The sequence below is a fragment of the uncultured Winogradskyella sp. genome (assembly GCF_947496485.1).
In the GTDB taxonomy this organism is placed as follows: Bacteria; Bacteroidota; Bacteroidia; order Flavobacteriales; family Flavobacteriaceae; genus Winogradskyella.
Window position 1 is genome coordinate 37,067 of sequence record NZ_CANMCZ010000004.1, and the last position, 17,296, is coordinate 54,362.

At 31.6% G+C, this 17,296-nt stretch carries 25 protein-coding genes; 7 read left to right on the forward strand and 18 right to left on the reverse strand.

Going from position 1 to position 17,296, the window contains the following annotated elements; all coding sequences use genetic code 11:
* The first annotated feature begins 1 nt into the window (after window position 1).
* The 5 genes from Q0822_RS12815 to Q0822_RS12835 all read left to right on the forward strand — a co-directional run bounded on the left by Q0822_RS12815 (window position 2) and on the right by Q0822_RS12835 (window position 2,503).
* On the forward strand, window positions 2–634 hold the full coding sequence (locus Q0822_RS12815; RefSeq protein WP_299124285.1) for a DUF4386 domain-containing protein: 633 nt from the start codon (window positions 2–4) through the stop codon (window positions 632–634).
* Between the two features lie 90 nt (window positions 635–724).
* A complete protein-coding gene (locus tag Q0822_RS12820) occupies window positions 725–925 on the forward strand; it encodes a hypothetical protein (protein WP_299124287.1) in 201 nt (66 codons plus the stop codon).
* A 10-nt stretch (window positions 926–935) separates the two neighbouring features.
* Entirely contained in the window at window positions 936–1,784 is an 849-nt protein-coding gene (locus tag Q0822_RS12825) for a C-GCAxxG-C-C family protein (RefSeq protein ID WP_299124289.1), read from the forward strand.
* 63 nt (window positions 1,785–1,847) lie between these two features.
* The gene (locus tag Q0822_RS12830) at window positions 1,848–1,973 is read left to right on the forward strand and encodes a hypothetical protein (RefSeq protein WP_299124290.1); all 126 of its coding nucleotides are present in this window, start codon (window positions 1,848–1,850) and stop codon (window positions 1,971–1,973) included.
* The gene (locus Q0822_RS12835) at window positions 1,961–2,503 is read left to right on the forward strand and encodes a hypothetical protein (RefSeq protein WP_299124294.1); all 543 of its coding nucleotides are present in this window, start codon (window positions 1,961–1,963) and stop codon (window positions 2,501–2,503) included. Before Q0822_RS12830 ends, Q0822_RS12835 begins: the two co-directional genes overlap by 13 nt.
* A gap of 38 nt (window positions 2,504–2,541) precedes the next feature.
* Here Q0822_RS12835 and Q0822_RS12840 read toward each other — a convergent pair whose 3' ends face one another.
* The 8 genes from Q0822_RS12840 to Q0822_RS12875 form a co-directional block, all read right to left on the reverse strand.
* Window positions 2,542–2,763, reverse strand: a complete 222-nt coding sequence (locus Q0822_RS12840) for a hypothetical protein (RefSeq protein WP_299124296.1) — start codon at window positions 2,761–2,763, stop codon at window positions 2,542–2,544.
* A 96-nt stretch (window positions 2,764–2,859) separates the two neighbouring features.
* The gene (locus Q0822_RS12845; protein ID WP_299124299.1) at window positions 2,860–3,315 is read right to left on the reverse strand and encodes a pyridoxamine 5'-phosphate oxidase family protein; all 456 of its coding nucleotides are present in this window, start codon (window positions 3,313–3,315) and stop codon (window positions 2,860–2,862) included.
* 2 nt (window positions 3,316–3,317) lie between these two features.
* On the reverse strand, window positions 3,318–3,836 hold the full coding sequence (locus Q0822_RS12850) for a hypothetical protein (RefSeq protein WP_299124301.1): 519 nt from the start codon (window positions 3,834–3,836) through the stop codon (window positions 3,318–3,320).
* A gap of 75 nt (window positions 3,837–3,911) precedes the next feature.
* On the reverse strand, window positions 3,912–4,175 hold the full coding sequence (locus Q0822_RS12855; RefSeq protein WP_299124303.1) for a zinc ribbon domain-containing protein: 264 nt from the start codon (window positions 4,173–4,175) through the stop codon (window positions 3,912–3,914).
* 31 nt (window positions 4,176–4,206) lie between these two features.
* Window positions 4,207–5,097, reverse strand: a complete 891-nt coding sequence (locus Q0822_RS12860; RefSeq protein ID WP_299124305.1) for an RsiV family protein — start codon at window positions 5,095–5,097, stop codon at window positions 4,207–4,209.
* Window positions 5,098–5,111: 14 nt separating this feature from the next.
* Entirely contained in the window at window positions 5,112–5,591 is a 480-nt protein-coding gene (locus Q0822_RS12865; protein ID WP_299124307.1) for a pyridoxamine 5'-phosphate oxidase family protein, read from the reverse strand.
* An 89-nt stretch (window positions 5,592–5,680) separates the two neighbouring features.
* Complete coding sequence (locus Q0822_RS12870) at window positions 5,681–6,277, reverse strand: CDP-alcohol phosphatidyltransferase family protein (protein WP_299124310.1); 597 nt, start codon at window positions 6,275–6,277, stop codon at window positions 5,681–5,683.
* Between the two features lie 110 nt (window positions 6,278–6,387).
* Window positions 6,388–8,352, reverse strand: a complete 1,965-nt coding sequence (locus Q0822_RS12875) for a heavy metal translocating P-type ATPase (RefSeq protein ID WP_299124312.1) — start codon at window positions 8,350–8,352, stop codon at window positions 6,388–6,390.
* Between the two features lie 116 nt (window positions 8,353–8,468).
* On the opposite strand from Q0822_RS12875, the gene Q0822_RS12880 reads away from it, so the two are divergent.
* Window positions 8,469–9,101, forward strand: coding sequence for a hypothetical protein (locus Q0822_RS12880; RefSeq protein ID WP_299124314.1), 633 nt, complete (start codon window positions 8,469–8,471; stop codon window positions 9,099–9,101).
* Window positions 9,102–9,131: 30 nt separating this feature from the next.
* Here the strand turns inward: Q0822_RS12880 and Q0822_RS12885 are convergent, their stop codons facing one another.
* A complete protein-coding gene (locus tag Q0822_RS12885) occupies window positions 9,132–10,052 on the reverse strand; it encodes a mechanosensitive ion channel family protein (protein ID WP_299124316.1) in 921 nt (306 codons plus the stop codon).
* Window positions 10,053–10,164: 112 nt separating this feature from the next.
* Between Q0822_RS12885 and Q0822_RS12890 the strand changes: the two genes are divergently transcribed.
* Window positions 10,165–10,557 carry a hypothetical protein gene (locus Q0822_RS12890; RefSeq protein ID WP_299124318.1) on the forward strand — a complete coding sequence of 131 codons (393 nt, stop codon included), beginning with the start codon at window positions 10,165–10,167 and terminating at the stop codon, window positions 10,555–10,557.
* On the opposite strand, the gene Q0822_RS12895 is transcribed toward Q0822_RS12890, so the two are convergent.
* The 9 genes from Q0822_RS12895 to Q0822_RS12935 form a co-directional block, all read right to left on the reverse strand.
* Complete coding sequence (locus tag Q0822_RS12895; RefSeq protein WP_299124320.1) at window positions 10,558–10,854, reverse strand: chaperone modulator CbpM; 297 nt, start codon at window positions 10,852–10,854, stop codon at window positions 10,558–10,560.
* 1 nt (window position 10,855) lies between these two features.
* A complete protein-coding gene (locus Q0822_RS12900; RefSeq protein WP_299124322.1) occupies window positions 10,856–11,740 on the reverse strand; it encodes a J domain-containing protein in 885 nt (294 codons plus the stop codon).
* On the reverse strand, window positions 11,740–11,952 hold the full coding sequence (locus tag Q0822_RS12905; RefSeq protein WP_299124325.1) for a hypothetical protein: 213 nt from the start codon (window positions 11,950–11,952) through the stop codon (window positions 11,740–11,742). The genes Q0822_RS12900 and Q0822_RS12905 overlap by 1 nt, the downstream gene beginning before the upstream one ends.
* 78 nt (window positions 11,953–12,030) lie before the next feature.
* Complete coding sequence (locus Q0822_RS12910) at window positions 12,031–12,705, reverse strand: ABC transporter ATP-binding protein (RefSeq protein ID WP_299124326.1); 675 nt, start codon at window positions 12,703–12,705, stop codon at window positions 12,031–12,033.
* Window position 12,706: 1 nt separating this feature from the next.
* Entirely contained in the window at window positions 12,707–13,969 is a 1,263-nt protein-coding gene (locus tag Q0822_RS12915) for an FtsX-like permease family protein (protein ID WP_299124328.1), read from the reverse strand.
* On the reverse strand, window positions 13,969–15,048 hold the full coding sequence (locus tag Q0822_RS12920; protein WP_299124330.1) for an HlyD family efflux transporter periplasmic adaptor subunit: 1,080 nt from the start codon (window positions 15,046–15,048) through the stop codon (window positions 13,969–13,971). Before Q0822_RS12920 ends, Q0822_RS12915 begins: the two co-directional genes overlap by 1 nt.
* A gap of 2 nt (window positions 15,049–15,050) precedes the next feature.
* On the reverse strand, window positions 15,051–16,136 hold the full coding sequence (locus tag Q0822_RS12925) for a site-2 protease family protein (RefSeq protein WP_299124332.1): 1,086 nt from the start codon (window positions 16,134–16,136) through the stop codon (window positions 15,051–15,053).
* A 13-nt stretch (window positions 16,137–16,149) separates the two neighbouring features.
* The gene (locus Q0822_RS12930; protein ID WP_299124334.1) at window positions 16,150–16,770 is read right to left on the reverse strand and encodes a WG repeat-containing protein; all 621 of its coding nucleotides are present in this window, start codon (window positions 16,768–16,770) and stop codon (window positions 16,150–16,152) included.
* Window positions 16,771–16,881: 111 nt separating this feature from the next.
* The gene (locus Q0822_RS12935; protein ID WP_299124336.1) at window positions 16,882–17,295 is read right to left on the reverse strand and encodes a hypothetical protein; all 414 of its coding nucleotides are present in this window, start codon (window positions 17,293–17,295) and stop codon (window positions 16,882–16,884) included.
* Between the last annotated feature and the right edge of the window lies 1 nt (window position 17,296).

Sequence of the window (17,296 nt, forward strand, 5' to 3'; positions counted from 1 at the left end):
CATGAGAAATTTCATCACTAATTTATCGATCAGCAAAGCGGCAATGTTAGTAGGAATTGCGTTTATAAGCTCGGTTTTCATCGTAACTCTAGTTGATGATTTTCTTTTAGCCAATTTTGTGGTACCCGGTGATACAGAAGTTTTAGCCAAAGATATTGAGGCTAATAGGAAACGATTTGGTTTTGCTGTAGTTGGTTATTTACTCGTGCTGGTCCTTGATGCAATTATTGGTCTTGCACTTTATGTGGTTCTTAAAACAGCAAACAAAAGTCTTGCATTGTTAACTTCAGTTCTCAGGTTGCTATATGCTTTTACTTTGATAATTGGATTGCTTTGTTTAGTAATAGAGATTATCGATGTATACGACTATGCATCCATAAAACTCTTAGGATATGTATTTTTTACATTGCACATCTTCGTACTTGGTTATGCGGTATTCAATTCAGGATATATACCGAAAAGCCTTGGTATTTTGCTAATGGTTGCATCTTTTACATACATCGCATTCTTCATAGATTTTCATCTATCCGAAATATTTGGGGTAATTATAATGTTGACCATGGCTCTTGCAGAACTTTTATTAAGTATCTGGCTTATAGCGAAAAGAAATAGACTACCTGAAAATGAACTTTAGTGGGATTCTATTTAGTGAATCATGTAATCATTAATCGAAATAATAAAGAAAATAAAGAATAAAAAGTCTAACGAAAAAAAATAAAGAGTAATGATAGATAAAAAAGAAAACAAAAAAGATTGGGCCGAAGATAAAAGTACTTGGGCCATTGGTGGTATGACTATGATTGGTGTTGGTGTCGGTTTGATTTTTGTACAAACTGCACCAATTCTATTGGTAGCTTCAATACTTGTGGGTATTGGCTTAGGTATTGTGATTACATCGATTATTTCCAGCAGAAAGAAAACATAATCTATAAACCATGACTATTTCTATTAAAGATAATAACGATGCTAAAGACGTATTTAAACAATGCGGTACTTGTTCCAGAACCTTTGCGCATATTCTTAATCGAGAATTTGGTCACATTAAGGAAAACGAAGAGCGTGCTTTAAACCCTTTGGCAGGTGGTATCTTGAATGAAGGTCATCAATGTGGAATGCTTTGGGGCGCTGCATTGGCTGTAGGAGCAGAATCGTATCGCAAACATAATAATCAGGACAAGGCTATAACTATTGCGGTAACAGCAACACAAAAAATAATGGACTCTTTTGTGAAACAGTCTGGAGCCACAGATTGCAAAGATATCATAGGTTATGACCTTACGAGTATTATCGGAATGTCAAAATTTATGCTGAAAGTAACACTTCAAGGTATGAAAAACAGTCACTGTTTTAATCTGGCAGAACAATGGGCACCAGAAGCTGTTGAAGTAGCTACTCAAAGTTTATCGGAATACACAAATATTTCACAAAAGCCTTTAAGTTGTGCTTCGGAAGTAGTTAAGCAAATGGGAGGTAGTATTGAAGAAGTAGTTATGGTTGCAGGTTATGCAGGAGGCCTTGGGTTAAGCGGTAATGCTTGTGGTGCATTAAGTGCTGCTATTTGGAAAAGAATGCTAGACTGGTGTAGAGAACATCCAGACAAGAATCCACCATTTTTCAATAACAAGACTGCTAAAAAACTACTTAAAGCGTTTAATAAGTCAACCGATGATAAAATGCTTTGTAGTGACATTTGTGGGCAAGAATTTCAGAGTTTGGAAGATCATACTGCTTATTTGAAAAATGGTGGTTGTCAAACACTTATTGCCGTATTGGCTAATTCGTAATTATTCTGTCGAAATAATAAGGTATAGCTCTTAAAATGAGTTATTAATACCATATATAATATTATGAGCTCAAAAACAGGTTTTTCAAAACCTTATGTACCGCTTTTACCAATAGCAGGAATGGGTTTGTTTGTGCTTCTATATACTTGGTCTGCAATAAAATATCCTGGTGGTTCTTGGAATATATAAATCATTCAGGCTTTAGTTTCTGGCATAATTATTTATGTGATCTGCTCGATGATTATGCCATAAACGGCGAGGTAAATAGTGCTCGCTTTATTGCAAGAACTGCACTTGGTATTTTATGTGCCAGTCTTATTTTACTATGGTTTTACCTGCCTAAATTATTTATGACAAAAAGTAATAACCCTAAAATTATGAGGTTGTCAGGTATATTATCTCTTATAATTACGCTATTCCTTGCATCTGGGACGCATGATCTGATTATTCGTATTGCAGGAATTATTGGAGTCATTGCAATTATAACTTGTCTTGTGGAGCTCTATAAAATAAGAAGCTATAAACTCTTAAGTTTTGGTCTATTTTGTATGTTGGTCTTTTTTGCAAACTATTTCATCTATGAAACAGGTTATTTAAGAAACATACTTCCTGTACTTCAAAAATTTACATTTATTAGTTTTATTGTGTGGTTCGCAATTTTAGATATTCGTTTATATAAAAAGCAGAAATTATATAATGAAAAGAAAACTTCTTTATGATATCTTCTGTTTTCTGCTTTTTTATTGTTTCCATGATTTTATCGTTTTCGTTTTTCATAGACATCGATTAAGGCACCAATCAAAAGTCCTAATAGAAGCCCTAATATGCCTCCTACTGTCATTCCTAAATTGACGTCTTTATTTAAAAATAAGCTAACAACAATACCAATTATACTGCCTGTTAAAATACCTATAGCTATGGTAAGTGGCATTTTACTTTGTCTATATTTTCCGATTTTAAAGTAGTCTTTAAACTTCATCTTAGTTATTCTGAATTATAGCCTTTAAGCTGCAGTTTCAAATTAATTTTATGCCAAATAAACATTGATACAGACCTTGTAATTCATTCGACATAACTAATATTTTCGTTCTCTTCCGGTGAGCTCTTCAATATGAATCTTAAAGACAATTGGTTGTCCTTCTTTATATATTTTATTTGAAAACTCACTGATGTACTTCAAATCTTTTCCTTCAACATTTCTTATGATTTCTTTTACACCCTCTGCAAATTTATATAGGTTCATCATAGCTGCACTTCCTTCAAATTCGCGATATATGCCTTGTACTAAAACAGATTTCCAATTGTTTACAGAAGCAACATCAGAAACTTCCATGGACACATCTCTATTAATACGCAATGCTCTTATTTTATGACCTTTACCAGAATATCCAATAATGGAATTGGTAATGTCATCATAATAATATGTAATAGGAACTACATAAGGTTTATTGCTAAAGATGTAAGACAAATGGCCAATGTAATTTTGACTTAACAATAATCTACATTTAGTTTTATCGAGTTTTTGAATCATAATTACATAGAATTAAGATTTAAAATTGGCTCTAGACGCTTAGTAATATGATTAACATACGTACTTGTATCTTCTAATATTGATTCGCCTGTAATGGCATCAATACCTTCCATCTTAAAATTACCATTACCTGATGTTGTTAGAACTATGATTTTATTCTCTATGTCCTTAGTTCTATTAATAAATAATTCTACATTTTCGGGAGGCTGCCAATTTTCCCAAGTATGCATTACTACAATTGCAGAATAGGCTGTTGGGTTAACACTTGCTAATGACGTAATATCTATGACTTTTATAAAAACAGAATCGTTTTTATAAAAATTCACAATGCCTTCTGTAACTTCATTCTTAAATTCGCTTCCTTGAGTGGCAATAAGCAGTTTGTGGTTTAAATCTGGCGAATTCACTTCAAACTCTTGCGCAACATTCATGGAAAACTCATACTTGTACCAAATAGCGAAGATTAGAAACATAGCTCCTAGCGCTATAAAGAATATTGTAATCCTGCGTTTTGTAGTCATGATAATAGAATTTTATTTGAGAAACTAATTTATTGTATAGTCTTAATAAAATCTATGATTTTGGTCAGTTGGAATTTAAGACTTCCACCGTTCTAATCTCGGAATACCTCTTGTAAACAGCCAAGCTAGGAATTTAGAAGATCCTTGTTCCACCATTTTACCTTTACAGAAATCTTGCATTTCTTTTACAGTGCCCTTAAAGGTGAATTCTCCATTTTGATAGCAGTAACTACAATACAGGTCGTTTTTAGAACCATCTGAATTTGTGCCACCCAACTTTGGATCTTTTTTTATAGGCATGCCACAACTTTGGCAAAATTTATTTGTTTTAGTTTTCATTATATTTTTATTTTTTTCTTAGCAGAATTAATTAAAAAACTAAAGGATTTAAATCATACTTTCTTAAAACAGACAGTAAATCTGTTAATGGAAGTTCAATAGAATAAGTTCCTGTGTAAGAAGGACATATAACACAGTCATCAAAATAAAACTCTACAAGGTCGTCATTGAACACAAAGTTGTTTTTACTTGCTATAAAGTCATCTAAAAATATTTCCCAACAGTCATAATACAATTCACCTTTGCCTATTTGCTCGTTTATACTTTCGTTTATAATTCCTACTAACTCTTCCTCTGATCCTTGAATGAAAAAATCCTCATAAGTCATAAAGACTCCTCTTTCTAAATCAAAATTGAAACAGTCAAACGAATAACTAGGGTGCATAGCACCAGAATAATAATTTTCTTTGTAAAACAGGAGACTTACAAGCTGATCATTGACCTTATAGATTTTGTAATCTATAAATCGTTCTTCTCGAAACGTTTTAGCTTCAATACTATCGCACAACAGTTTGCTTTCTAAAATGTCTGATTCGGTTTTAGTGATATTGACATAATCATTAATAAAATTATTGAAATTGATGTTTGTTGGTTTAAAGGACTCATTAAGTAATGGGTACTTAAAATTTATGGTATAGTCCTCTTTTTCTACAAGGTATTCTTTAGCAATTATTAATGCTTCAAGATCTTGGCGTTCATCTTTTTTTTCAATCAGTTTTTTCTGTTTTAACTCAATAGAAATAGTCTTTTTTACATCCTCAATGTCTTTATCAGTTATTTGTATTGAATCATTAGTTATAGAATTATCACTAATTGAATCTGTAGTTTTGGTTTCGTCAATATCAACAGTAATATTTTGATTATTGTCATTTTTACAACTTAGAAATACTGTGATAAATAGTGTGAGATATAGTAGTTTCATAACTATTCTTTAAATTATTTGCGTCTAATTTTACCCGTAATTTCATCAATTTTAATAATGAAAATTATTGGTAGATCATCATTGTATATTTTACTTGAAAATTCACTTATAAAATCTAATTCTCTATGTTCCTTAGTCATTATTAGATCTTTTACACCTAGAGAAAAAGCATGAAGTTGAGCCTTTGCCTCACTTCCGGATAGTTCTTCATATTCTCCTTGGACCAAAACAGACATCCAAGAATTTACAGAAGCAATGTCAGAAATATTTAGGCAGACGTTGGGATTTTTTCGCATCGATCTTACTTTATGACCCTCAGCAGAATATCCTATAATGATATTTTGTTTTTCATCAAAATAATAGGTGATAGGTGCTATAAAAGGTCTATTTCTATAGATATATGATAAATAACCGATATAGTTGTTTTTCAGAAGTCTTAACTTTTCCGTATTGCTCAATGCTCTTATCATTATCCTAGGTGTAATGGGTTTCATCTAAATTATTCATTAAATAAGGAAGAAACTATGATTTAAGTCAGTTAGTAGTAATTCAATCAACCTTTAAAGCAGTAAAAACAGTTGCTTCATTTTTCTACCTCTTTTTTAAGCCGTCTTTTATCTTTATATGCCCAGTAAATCCCTTTAACATCTGAGGTCCAATTATCGTACATAAAGATTAATGTTATTTCTTCGAATGTTTCTAGTAAGCCAATACCTATCATTATATAGAACAAGGTATATTCAGGATAAAAGAAAAGTGAAAACAGGATAAATGCGCTTTGTATTATTGCGGACAGCTTTGCCAAATAGGTGTGAAATGCACTTGCTTTTCCATATTTAAAATAGGCAATAAACATTTGAAGAATGTAAGGTATAAATGCAATAAGTATTAAAGTGAGATTGGTTTTTATAAAATTTGTTTCAAAAAAATATAAACCTACAAGACCAACAATTAAGGTAATTTGGTCGCCAAAAGAATCTAATTGAGACCCTCGTGGACTTGTTATTTTAAATTTGCGTGCCAAGTATCCATCAATAGCGTCTGTGGAATAACTAATGAGCAACAACCAACTAAAAATTAAGCGTTCATCATAGTAAACAAGAGCTAGTAATACAGGTGCTGCTGCTATTCTATAAAATGAGAACCAGTCTGCAATATTATAATTCTTGAATGTAAGCATTCTACTAATTTTTATAAAAATAAATTTAGAATTCAATATTATCAATGAGAGATATCAGTTTAGCTTAGAAATTAAGGGCATAAGCTATTTTATAAGGAGAGTTTTTGATTTTAGGCGGCTTTGTAGCGCAGTAATCTTAGAGCATTTAAAACAACAACAATAGTAGAACCTTCGTGAAAAGCAACTGCTAAACCAATATTTGTAAGTCCTAAAATAGTTACAGGAACTAACATTACTACAACACCAAGACTAATAAAAATGTTTTGCTTTATAGTACGCTTAGATTTTCTGCTTAATCCTATCAGAAATGGTAAGTTTTCAATTTTATCCGACATCAAAGCTACATCTGCGGTTTCCAAAGCAACGTCGCTACCTGCTGCTCCCATAGCAACGCTAACTGTACTTAATGCCATTGCAGGAGCATCATTTACACCATCTCCAACCATTGCTATTTTTTTATAGCGTTTAATAAGCGCTTTTATTTCTGTGACTTTATCTTCTGGTAATAAATTGCCTTTTGCTTCAGTAAGACCAATTTGGTTGGCAATAGCATCTCCTACATTTTGATGATCTCCAGTAAGCATTACCATATGTTTTATGCCAATTTTTTTTAATTCTTTTAATGTATTTGCCGCAGTTTTTCGTGGTAAATCCATAACACTGATTAAACCAATAATTTCACTTTTATAAGCTACAAGCATTACGGTTTGTCCTAGGTTTAAAAGATTTTGCATTTTACTACTGATTGTTTCATCTATTGAAATGCCTTTGTCTCTCATCAACTTTACGTTACCTATAAAAACCGCATCATTGTTGTATTGCGCTTGTATGCCTTTGCCTTGAATAGCATTGACATCAGTGGCCTTATTTTGAGATTCAATGTTGTATTTTACTCTTATATCTTTGGCTATGGCTTTTGCCAATGGATGATTACTTAAACTTTCTACTTCTAAGACTATTCTAATAAACTCTTCTTTATCAAAATTATCAACAGGAATGATATGAGTTAGTTTTGGTTTACCTTCGGTCAGTGTGCCAGTCTTATCAAAGGCAATGGTTGTTATTTCACCCAAGTCTTCTAGTGCTTTTCCACCTTTAATTAGTACGCCTTTTTGCGCGGCTCTAGCGATACCACTTAATACAGCGCTTGGCGTAGAAATAGCCAAAGCACAGGGACTGGCAGCCACTAACACTGTTATTGCTCTATATAAGCTCGTATTAAAACTTTCGTCAATGATTAAATAAGCAAAACATAATGAAAAGACCACAATGATGACTAATGGTACATACCATTTTTCGAACTTTTTGGTCAATCGTTGTGTTGGAGATTTTTGAGTTTCTACTTCACTCACCATTTTTATTAATCGCGATACTGTTGAGTCTTTACTTAGTTTTAATACTAAAACTTCGAGGCTATTATCTCCGTTAATAGTTCCGGTATAGACCACATGCTTTTTATCAATTTCCGTAAACTGTGGTAAACTAGAGGTGCTTTTAATATAAGTTTTATCCACTGGGATGCTTTCTCCGGTTATTGGAGCTTGATTAATACTACTACTCCCAGTAATAATAACACCATCAGCGGCAATTTTTGTGTTAGGTTTTACAACAACAACATCACCTATTTTTAAATCATTTATAGTAATTTCTTCGAGTTTACCATCTTTTTTAATGAGAGCAGTTTTAGGTGAAAGTTTATTGAGAGCTTCAATAGATTTTTTAGCTTTATTCATGGCATAGTGCTCTAAAGCATGCCCTAAACTAAAGAGAAAGAGTAGAAGCGCTCCTTCTGCCCAACTATTAATATATGCAGCACCTGCAGCTGCAGCAATCATTAAAAAATCAATATCAAAGCCACCTTTAATGATTTTTTTAGAGGCTTCAATAGTAATAAAATAGCCTCCAAAAAAATAAGCAATTATGTAGCTTACTAATGCAGTCCAATTGGGTAAGGCGCTTAATTTTTCTATTGAAAAGCCAATAACTAGAAAAATACCACAGAGAATAGCAAAATAGAGTTCGGTTTTATTTCCAAAAACGTTGCTGTGCTGGTGGCTTACTTCTTTATGTTTCATTAAAAACTAGAATTCAAAATTCAAAATTAACCATCTTTATAATAATGCTAACTGACCGTTATCATTGTGATACCAATGTTAATCAAATATTTTTATAAGATAAAAAATTAAAAATTATGAAAGTATATTTTTATATTTTAATCGTAGTGTTTATGATGAGTTGTTCTTCATCGAGAATGACAGATAGTTGGTTAAATGAAAACTATAAAAATTACGAACCTCAAAAAGTATTGATTATTGGTTTAACTGATAATCTCAGTGGACGGACTTTATTTGAAGATCAATTAAAAATAGCACTCGAAAGAAGAGGTATAGAAGCTGTTCAAAGTTATAATGTTTTTAAACCCACTTTTACTAATTTAAAACAGAATGAAGAAGACATTGAAAAGGAAATAGAAAGATTGTCTGAGGCTGGGTTCGATACCGTTTTAATTTCAGCTGTAAAAGGTGTTGACGAAAAAGTATCATACAGCGGAGATGATTTGAGGAGACGTTATTTTTGGAGACGCTTTGGACGTTACTATTATTTAACTCAAGATATTTATTTCCAAGAAGGCTATTATACAAAATATAATGTCTATCATTTAGAAGCTTCAATGTATAATTTAATAGAAAATACTGATAAATCTTTAGTTTGGGTTGCTTCCTATGATTTGGTCAACCCAAAACAAGTCAGTTCTACAGTTAAGGATTATGTAGATGCTATTGTCAAGTCTTTAGAACAAAAACAAATTATAGACAAAACCTAGATATGGGTTTATTAGTGTTACGACAAAAATTTAAGATGATTTTGTCTGATCGACATTAACTTTCAAATCTGGTATTTTAACTAGTTCTATTGTTGTGGATGCTAGAAGGATTTTGCCCTTTGTATTTTTAATTTCCAGTCTTATTTTTTCATTTAAAATATGCTTAACATAGCGGCGTTTTTTAAAGTCCACTATATATCTTAAATTAAACTGAACCCAATTATCTGTAAGTGATATGGCCAAGGTTGGATCTATTTGCGCGTCTTCTACGTAATACTTATTCACTACACTTTTCCATTCTGATTTAGAATTTGTAGTATATTCTGAAAGCGTTTCAGAAGCTATTTTTATAATGATTGATTTTGCTAAGTCGATATCAGATCCATATCTGATAGGTAAATTAAATTCATCCCATATAAATGGAAAGTCTTTCGAGTAATTATAAACTGGCCCTTTGAAAACAAAGGCATTACTCAATTTTACAATCCGACCACTATAATTATCACTGCTTACCCATTGACCAATTTCCATCATGGTAGTATATATGCTATCTACATCAATCACATCACCTTTAATTCCATTAATTTCAATACGATCTCCAGGCTTATACACCTTTACCAGAAAAATATACATTGAGCCAGCTATACTTAATATGAGTTCTTGAAGTGTAAATGCTAATCCTGCGGTGAATAAGCCAATTATTATAGTGAAGTCTTTTATGCTACCAGAAAAATATGTTATTGCTAAAATGATTAATAAAACGTAGCCTATAATTTCTATTCCTTTTTGTGCTTTGTAACGAATTATTGTATTGGAAATCTTCGTTTTTAAATAACTTCTTATTAATTGAATTGTCATTAAAACGATGACTAATAATATTATGAACTTTATAATGCTCCAAATGAACGGATTATCTTTAATCCATTCGTTTATAAGTTCTATAGTAGTCATTGACCATTAATTTATAATGTAAAATTAGTTGATGGTTTTAATATTAAAAATGAGCAATATCATTTCAATTATTCTTACTTATTAGTTCTTTTACCTTCTAAGTCAAAATACTATGAAAGTATCAAAGTTTATTCTAGTAGTAATCCCAATGTTCACGTTTATGGGTTTAGAAAGTTGTGGGCCAGTAATTATATCCTCTAGGCCATCACTACCAACACCTGCTTGGTTTTATCCTAATCGTGTTGTTAACGTGCGTTATATTTATTTTCCAGAATATTATGTGTATTATGACCTCACGCTTAGAAATTATACATATCTCAATAATGGTGCTTGGCTTACCGTAAACGTATTACCACAACGGTTTAATACTGTTAATTTAAGACGTGTAAAACAAGTACGAGTTAAAGATTATTATGGTGATAACATTAGAGAATACCATTCTACAAGAAGAAACAATGATAGCAGTACAAGAAGGCGATCTAATACCAATAGAAGACATAGTTAATTAAATGTCATCATAAAAGTTTAAACGGTTTTGAAGTCTTGTGATTTCATTTTGTAATTCTTCGTTCTTTTTGAGAAGATTATAAATAGCATCAATACCTTCTAAATTTATTTCTAGATCGTAATGTAAACGTATCATTTTTTCAACATCATTGAGCTGATTTGTTTTTAAGTAAGTTACATTATCTGTTATTGTAATCTCTATTAATTCATAATCTTGTAAGGCATCTATAAAGCTAGCAGGAACATTATAATGTGTACAAAATTGTGATATCGATATTAGACGTGTCGTTTCCATATTATCTTAATTTTGATAATTCTGTAAAGAGTTCTTTTTCCTTAATTGATAGTTTTGTTGGTGTCTTTATATTAAAAGTAACATACAAATCACCAAACTGACCTTCTTTTTTATATCTAGGAAAACCTTTGCCTTTTAGTTTTACCTTTGTACCGTTTTGGGTTTCTGGTTTTACCTTCAATTTCGCTTTACCATCGAAAGTATTTACCATTATTTCACCACCTAAAACTGCTTTATATAAATCTAAATCGATCGAAACATTAAGGTTATCACCATCTCTTCTAAATTGTGTTTTATTTATTATTGAAAACTCAATAAACAAGTCGCCATTTGGTCCTCCATTAACACCTTTACCGCCATGGCCTTTTATTTTTATAATTTGCCCATTTTCAACACCTGCAGGAATTGTAATTCGTATATTTTTATTGTTTACCGTTAATGTTCGCTTATGTGTGGTATAAACATCTTTGAGATTCAGTTGCAATTGCGCATTAAAATCTTGACCTTTAAATTTCACCTTTTGACCACGAAATTGCGATGAGCCTCCACCAAACATAGAGCCAAAAAAGTCTGAAAAATCTTCTTCAGAATAGCCTCCATATGGATCTCTTGTGCTTCGCTGATATTGTTCTTGGTGTTTGGCTTTTTCGTATTCCTCGGCATGTTGCCAATGTTCCCCATATTCATCGTATTTTTTACGATTTTCTGCATTGCTTAATACCTCATTAGCTTCATTGATATCTTTAAATTTTTGCTCAGCGTCCTTATCATTTGGATTAAGATCTGGATGGTATTTACGAGCCAGCTTACGATATGCCTTTTTTATATCGTTCTCAGATGCGGTTTTAGAGACTCCTAATATTTTATAATAATCAATGAATGCCATTATTTCTTATTATGAGTTTTTGTGTATTGCTTTAAAATTTGTTTGAGACTTTCCAGATAATCTTCCATGATCTTAATATTCATCTCTGGATGATCTTGAGATGGTATTGTTATTGGATTTTCGTCTAGAGTCGCATAGAGTTCTGGATAATTAACTTCAATACTAAGCGTAAGTCTTATAATTTGATCCTCTATGTCTTGTAGTGTTTTCATAGTATCAATTTTAAATTACAGACTAAAATTAGCTTTTAATAGAGTAATTAGAAATGATTAATATCATTAGAGGAAATCTTACTGAAGTATTTTTCCATCTCCCATTTGTATGATTCTATCAGTTTTATCCGCAAAATCTTTATCGTGAGTAACCACTAAAAGCGATAAACCTTCCTCTTCACTCAATCGTTTAAAAATATTAAATACATTTTCGGCATTATGGCTATCTAGATTCCCAGTTGGCTCGTCTCCCATAATAATGGATGGATTATTAATTAATGCTCGTGCTATAGCAATTCGTTGTTTCTCGCCACCAGAAACCTGTGATGCACGTTTTTTTGCTAAATGTTCAATATTGAGCATTTTTAATTTTTCTATGGCATCATGTTCAATTTCTTGATATGACTTTTCTGCTAATTTTTTCGCGGGAAGCATCACATTCTCTAAAACTGAAAATTCTGATAACAGATAATGAAACTGAAATACAAAACCAATATGTTTGTTACGCAAATAGGATAGATGTTCTCTGTCTTGTCCTGTAATAAGAGCATCGTTTAAAAATAATTCACCTTCATAATCCGTATCCATTGTGGAAAGTATGTAGAGTAGTGTAGATTTACCACAGCCAGATTTCCCCATGATTGAAGCAAACTCACCTTCCTTAACCTGAAAGTTGATGTCTTTTAAGACATGAAAAAGAACAGGCTTTTTAAAGTATTTGTTTATATGTTTAGCTTCTAATACAATACTCATTTTACTGTCCTCTTATGATTTTTACTGGATCAATTTTTTTAGCTTTTTTAGATGGCAAATAACCTGCAAGAAAAGTTGAAAGCATGGCAAATGAAAAACCAATTACGAAAAATAACGGATTCATATTTATTGGATAAGTTTCAACTGTTGGCAGCGCTTCAGTTTGAAATGGAATAGTAGCGATTAAACTTGCCAGTCCTAAACCAATAAGTAATCCTAAAACACCACCAACAAAACCGATAATCATGGCTTGACTCATAAAAATATGCTGTACATCTTTACCAGAAAAACCTGTTGCTTTTAGAATAGCTATATCATTCATCTTTTCGTAAATCAGCATATTTAAAATGTTATAAATACCAAAGCCAGCAACAATAAGTAAGGTTATAGAAACTGCATATGTAATTAGGTTTCTTATGGTTGTTCCGGTTTCAAATTGAGCATTAGCGGTTTTTATATCTATTGCTGTAAGGTTGAATTGCTTCTCTATTTTTTCTGAAAGTGGAATCGCCTGTTCAATATCATACAGTTTTACATTAATGTCTGTGATATAATTATTAGCCTTGCCCAATATGCGCTGCACGGTTTTTATATTGGCGAAGCTCTGTATAGCATCTAAATCTGCAATACCACTTTGATAAAACCCAACTATTTTTAATGGAAATATGCCGCCATTTATTGGACTTACCTGAACACGATCACCTACCTTAAGCGCCATTTTATTTGCTATACCAATACCTAAGAGAATACTGTTATCTGTATTTTGTAATGCTTCAGCAGAACCTTCCACGATATAATCTTCCATATTAAAGAGTTTAGCTTCGTCAATTGGATTGATGCCAGTTAGATTTCCGCCTAATTCTATCGATCCTGCGATATAGAAGATTTGCGTTTTTATTTGTGGTAGAGCACCACGAACATCCTTATTAGCTTCTAAGTAATCTATGATTGGTAATGCATTGTGAATTTTTTTCTGACTCAATTTAGGCTTCACAGAATGCACGATGTTAATGCTTTCCTTTAACTCATTATATAAAGAAATAGGTTGCTTTTTTGACGGCTCAATTTCGTTGTACACATGAATATGAGGTGTTTGATTCAATATTAAATCATCTAGCATTCCATTTAAACCTGTCATAAAGCACACTAAAGTAATGTAAGAACCTATGCCAAATGTTACACCAAGAGCAGCAATAGACGTTTGCTTTATTTTAGTTAGCAAATGTGTTTTTGCAATACCTAATATCACTTTCCAATTCACCATTAGTTTTGTTTGTAGATGAAAGTGTCTTTACTAATTCCAGATAAGATTTCTATGTAGTCCATATTCTGCAATCCTGTTTTTACAGCTACAAAGCCATCATCTGTTTCTACCTCATTATTATCGTTTAAATATGCTTTTGGGATTGTTAATACCTTTTCTTTTTTGGCAATAATGATGTTAGCTTCACCAGAAAGGCCAGGATATAAAACCTTTGGTTGTTCATTAAAATTTGCTTCTACAACAAAGGTTTGGTTTCGTTCGTCTTTTTTAGGATATATCTTGGAGATTTTACCTTTAAAAATAATATCGTTGTATGCGTCTAAATTGATAAGCACTTCTTGATTAAGCGTAATACGAACAATATCTACTTCATCGACTAATAGCTCTATTATAAATCTTTTTGCACTACCAATACTTGCTAATGGCTCCATAGAATTCACAATCTCTCCAGGTTCTTTATATAAGGCATATACCTTACCGTTTATCTTACTGTTAACTGTAAAATCCTTCGTGGTAATTGCGGCAGATTGGTACTTGTTTTGCGCTTGTTTTAGTGCTGTTTGTAATTCGTTTTTTGTTCGGTTTAATTTATTCTGAAGAACTTTTAATTGATTGGATGCTAATTCGTAATTAAGTTTTTTATTGTCGTACTGTGCTTTGGAACCTATATTTTGATTCCATAGATTTTTTTGTCTAAAATAATTAATAGAATCATTTTTAAGTTTCAATTTCGCAGCCTCAATCTCACTTTCAATACTATTTAATATTGTGGCACTTCCTCTATAGTTCTCTTGTGCTAAGTTTAATGCAAATTGTGCATTTTGGGTATTGAGTTTTGGTGTATTATTAATGATTTGAAACAAATGCTGATCTTTAGACACTAAATCACCTTCTTCTATTAAATTTGTATCAATAAGTCCTGAAACAATTGCATATACTTGGTATAAACTGTCTGGTTGCACAGTTGCGGAAGCATATACAGATTCAGTTAGTGCACGTTCTTTAGGTAATGTTTTTTCTTGTTTATTAGAACAAGCAAATAGAAACAGAATAAGATATAAATAAGACCAATTTTTCATAACTAATATGCCAGTTTAGACTGTAAGGCTATGTATTCATTTAAGTTAATTGCATCTATTGCACCAAGTATTTTGCCCTGGTTAACAACAGGCAAGTATATTTGTTTTTTGCTGTATATAAGTTGATGAATTTTCTTGAGATTATCAGTTTCTTTTACGGTTTCAAAGTTTGTGTCCATAACTGCTTCTACAAGAATATTCTTATTAGAATTTTCTATTATTTTTTCATGTCTTAAAACGCCTTTTATTATGCCATTTTCTACCACAGCAAAATTAATTTCGGTTCCAGATATTAATTTATTCACTACAAGATCGATAGAGTCTTTAGGTTTAAAGGTTGTAATATCTAGCAACATGGCTTCTTCAACAGTGTGATTTTTCAGAAGTTCTAAATGTTGCACAGTTTGGTTCTCTGCATAAGCACCTAAAAAAATGAATAATGCTATAAATATGAGAATTGGATTATAAAGCAATCCTATGAGTAAAAATATAATAGCAATAAACTGACCAAGACTTGCGGCAATTTGAGTTGCTTTTGCACGATTCATTTTTAGAGCTAACAATGCTCTTAATAATCGGCCACCATCCATAGGAAATGCAGGTATCATATTAAATAACGCTAAAGCAACATTGACTATAAATAAGAAGAACAAGAAATTTTGAAATGAAAAACTTGCAAAAATGCCGTAAGCATCTGTAAAACTTTGATTGAAAAGTTCCTTAACCGGAATAACAAAATAAAGCAAAATTGCTATAGCAAGATTAACCAAAGGTCCGGCAATGACAATAAGAAACTCTTGTTTTGGTGATTCTGGCATTTTATCAAAACTCGCCATACCACCAATAGGCAGTAAAGTTATTTTTTCGGTTTTAACACCAATTTTTTTTGCTGTTAAAGCATGTCCCAATTCATGCAACACAACACATAAAAAAACTGCAAACACAAAAGCTATATTGAATAAAATACTTTCTGTACTTCCACCATGTTTCAATTCATCAACAATAATCCAGACTATTAGAAGAAAAAACGTCCAATGCACTTTTATTTTAATTCCTGAAACACGACCTAAGCTTAAGTTTGCTTTCATTTTTAATCATTTTTTAAACTTGGTCTTTAATTTTAACGATAGCCCACGTTTTGTTTTTGCGCTTAACGGCATAAATATTGTCTGCTAAGTACCTTGAAGTAATTTGAGGGATTCCACCAAAAAAATCCTTATCCAATACGACATTAACACCATCTTGAGTGAGGTAGTATGTAATTTCTCCATCGGTATTAACAAGCACTTCAAAATATCTGTAATTCACTATATTTTTGTCTAAGGCAGTATTTTTACCAATAACTTGTTTATCTAATTTAAGAGCGATAGCTACTTCGTTATAAAAATTTGTCGAATTCAGAAATTCTGGTTTTATTACTGTTTTTCCTGATTTATCGATAAAACCAAAATAGGAGATGCCTTCTCTAATCTCAACGATTTGGCATCTGTCATTATTGAAAATAGGATAATGGCCATCGTCATTCTCTGTAAGGACTAAATCTGTTCTATAGTCTATGATCAGTTGAGCTTCTTTATTTATAAAAGCCCATTTGCCATCTTTTTTAATTGCAGCCACATCATCGTGAAATGGAGAAATAAAATCTAGATTCTCAATAGATTGTGCAAATCCAAAAATTGGAATTATAACTAATGCTAAACATAAAATTGCTAACTTTTTCATGATGTTTTATTTTACTAGTGAATACATCAAAATTAGGACTAGTATAATTATTAAGAAATGATATTTATCAGACTAAAAATAGTCATAATGGCATATTATAATACCCTTTTGTTATTTACCTTTTTTTAATTCAATATTAAGTTTCGCAAGTAATATGACTTCTGATTTATTTTGGCCAGAAAAACTAGCTGAGATTTCTCCTGCTGTTTTTAGAATCAATGAATTTATATTATCTGTAAAAATAGATTCGTTTTGTTTTTTGAAGTTTATAAAACTGTTATAACAGGCTTCAGCATCATACTCACGGTCATCTCTAAGCCATTTAAAAGTCTCTATTATATTAGCTTTCAGGTTGTTCGCAGAACTATCTTCAATAATACTTTTACTTAGCCAATACTTTTTAACCAATTTTTCTAAGACTTCAAATTCTTCATCTCTAACAGAATTATCTATTGCTGCTATGGCATAAAATAGTTTACCAAGGTTTTGGTAAAACTGGAATAGTGTATTGTGATTTAAATCCAAA

Coding starts and splice junctions, on each gene's coding strand:
- Q0822_RS12910 (WP_299124326.1), bottom strand. CDS start 12,705: ATGAGTATTGTATTAGAAGCTAAACATATAAACAAATACTTTAAAAAG.
- Q0822_RS12925 (WP_299124332.1), bottom strand. CDS start 16,136: ATGAAAGCAAACTTAAGCTTAGGTCGTGTTTCAGGAATTAAAATAAAA.
- Q0822_RS12900 (WP_299124322.1), bottom strand. CDS start 11,740: ATGGCATTCATTGATTATTATAAAATATTAGGAGTCTCTAAAACCGCA.
- Q0822_RS12840 (WP_299124296.1), bottom strand. CDS start 2,763: ATGAAGTTTAAAGACTACTTTAAAATCGGAAAATATAGACAAAGTAAA.
- Q0822_RS12830 (WP_299124290.1), top strand. CDS start 1,848: ATGAGCTCAAAAACAGGTTTTTCAAAACCTTATGTACCGCTTTTACCA.
- Q0822_RS12865 (WP_299124307.1), bottom strand. CDS start 5,591: ATGAAACCCATTACACCTAGGATAATGATAAGAGCATTGAGCAATACG.
- Q0822_RS12875 (WP_299124312.1), bottom strand. CDS start 8,352: ATGAAACATAAAGAAGTAAGCCACCAGCACAGCAACGTTTTTGGAAAT.
- Q0822_RS12930 (WP_299124334.1), bottom strand. CDS start 16,770: ATGAAAAAGTTAGCAATTTTATGTTTAGCATTAGTTATAATTCCAATT.
- Q0822_RS12815 (WP_299124285.1), top strand. CDS start 2: ATGAGAAATTTCATCACTAATTTATCGATCAGCAAAGCGGCAATGTTA.
- Q0822_RS12850 (WP_299124301.1), bottom strand. CDS start 3,836: ATGACTACAAAACGCAGGATTACAATATTCTTTATAGCGCTAGGAGCT.
- Q0822_RS12880 (WP_299124314.1), top strand. CDS start 8,469: ATGAAAGTATATTTTTATATTTTAATCGTAGTGTTTATGATGAGTTGT.
- Q0822_RS12845 (WP_299124299.1), bottom strand. CDS start 3,315: ATGATTCAAAAACTCGATAAAACTAAATGTAGATTATTGTTAAGTCAA.
- Q0822_RS12885 (WP_299124316.1), bottom strand. CDS start 10,052: ATGACTACTATAGAACTTATAAACGAATGGATTAAAGATAATCCGTTC.
- Q0822_RS12915 (WP_299124328.1), bottom strand. CDS start 13,969: ATGGTGAATTGGAAAGTGATATTAGGTATTGCAAAAACACATTTGCTA.
- Q0822_RS12855 (WP_299124303.1), bottom strand. CDS start 4,175: ATGAAAACTAAAACAAATAAATTTTGCCAAAGTTGTGGCATGCCTATA.
- Q0822_RS12825 (WP_299124289.1), top strand. CDS start 936: ATGACTATTTCTATTAAAGATAATAACGATGCTAAAGACGTATTTAAA.
- Q0822_RS12905 (WP_299124325.1), bottom strand. CDS start 11,952: ATGAAAACACTACAAGACATAGAGGATCAAATTATAAGACTTACGCTT.
- Q0822_RS12820 (WP_299124287.1), top strand. CDS start 725: ATGATAGATAAAAAAGAAAACAAAAAAGATTGGGCCGAAGATAAAAGT.
- Q0822_RS12860 (WP_299124305.1), bottom strand. CDS start 5,097: ATGAAACTACTATATCTCACACTATTTATCACAGTATTTCTAAGTTGT.
- Q0822_RS12890 (WP_299124318.1), top strand. CDS start 10,165: ATGAAAGTATCAAAGTTTATTCTAGTAGTAATCCCAATGTTCACGTTT.
- Q0822_RS12895 (WP_299124320.1), bottom strand. CDS start 10,854: ATGGAAACGACACGTCTAATATCGATATCACAATTTTGTACACATTAT.
- Q0822_RS12920 (WP_299124330.1), bottom strand. CDS start 15,048: ATGAAAAATTGGTCTTATTTATATCTTATTCTGTTTCTATTTGCTTGT.
- Q0822_RS12870 (WP_299124310.1), bottom strand. CDS start 6,277: ATGCTTACATTCAAGAATTATAATATTGCAGACTGGTTCTCATTTTAT.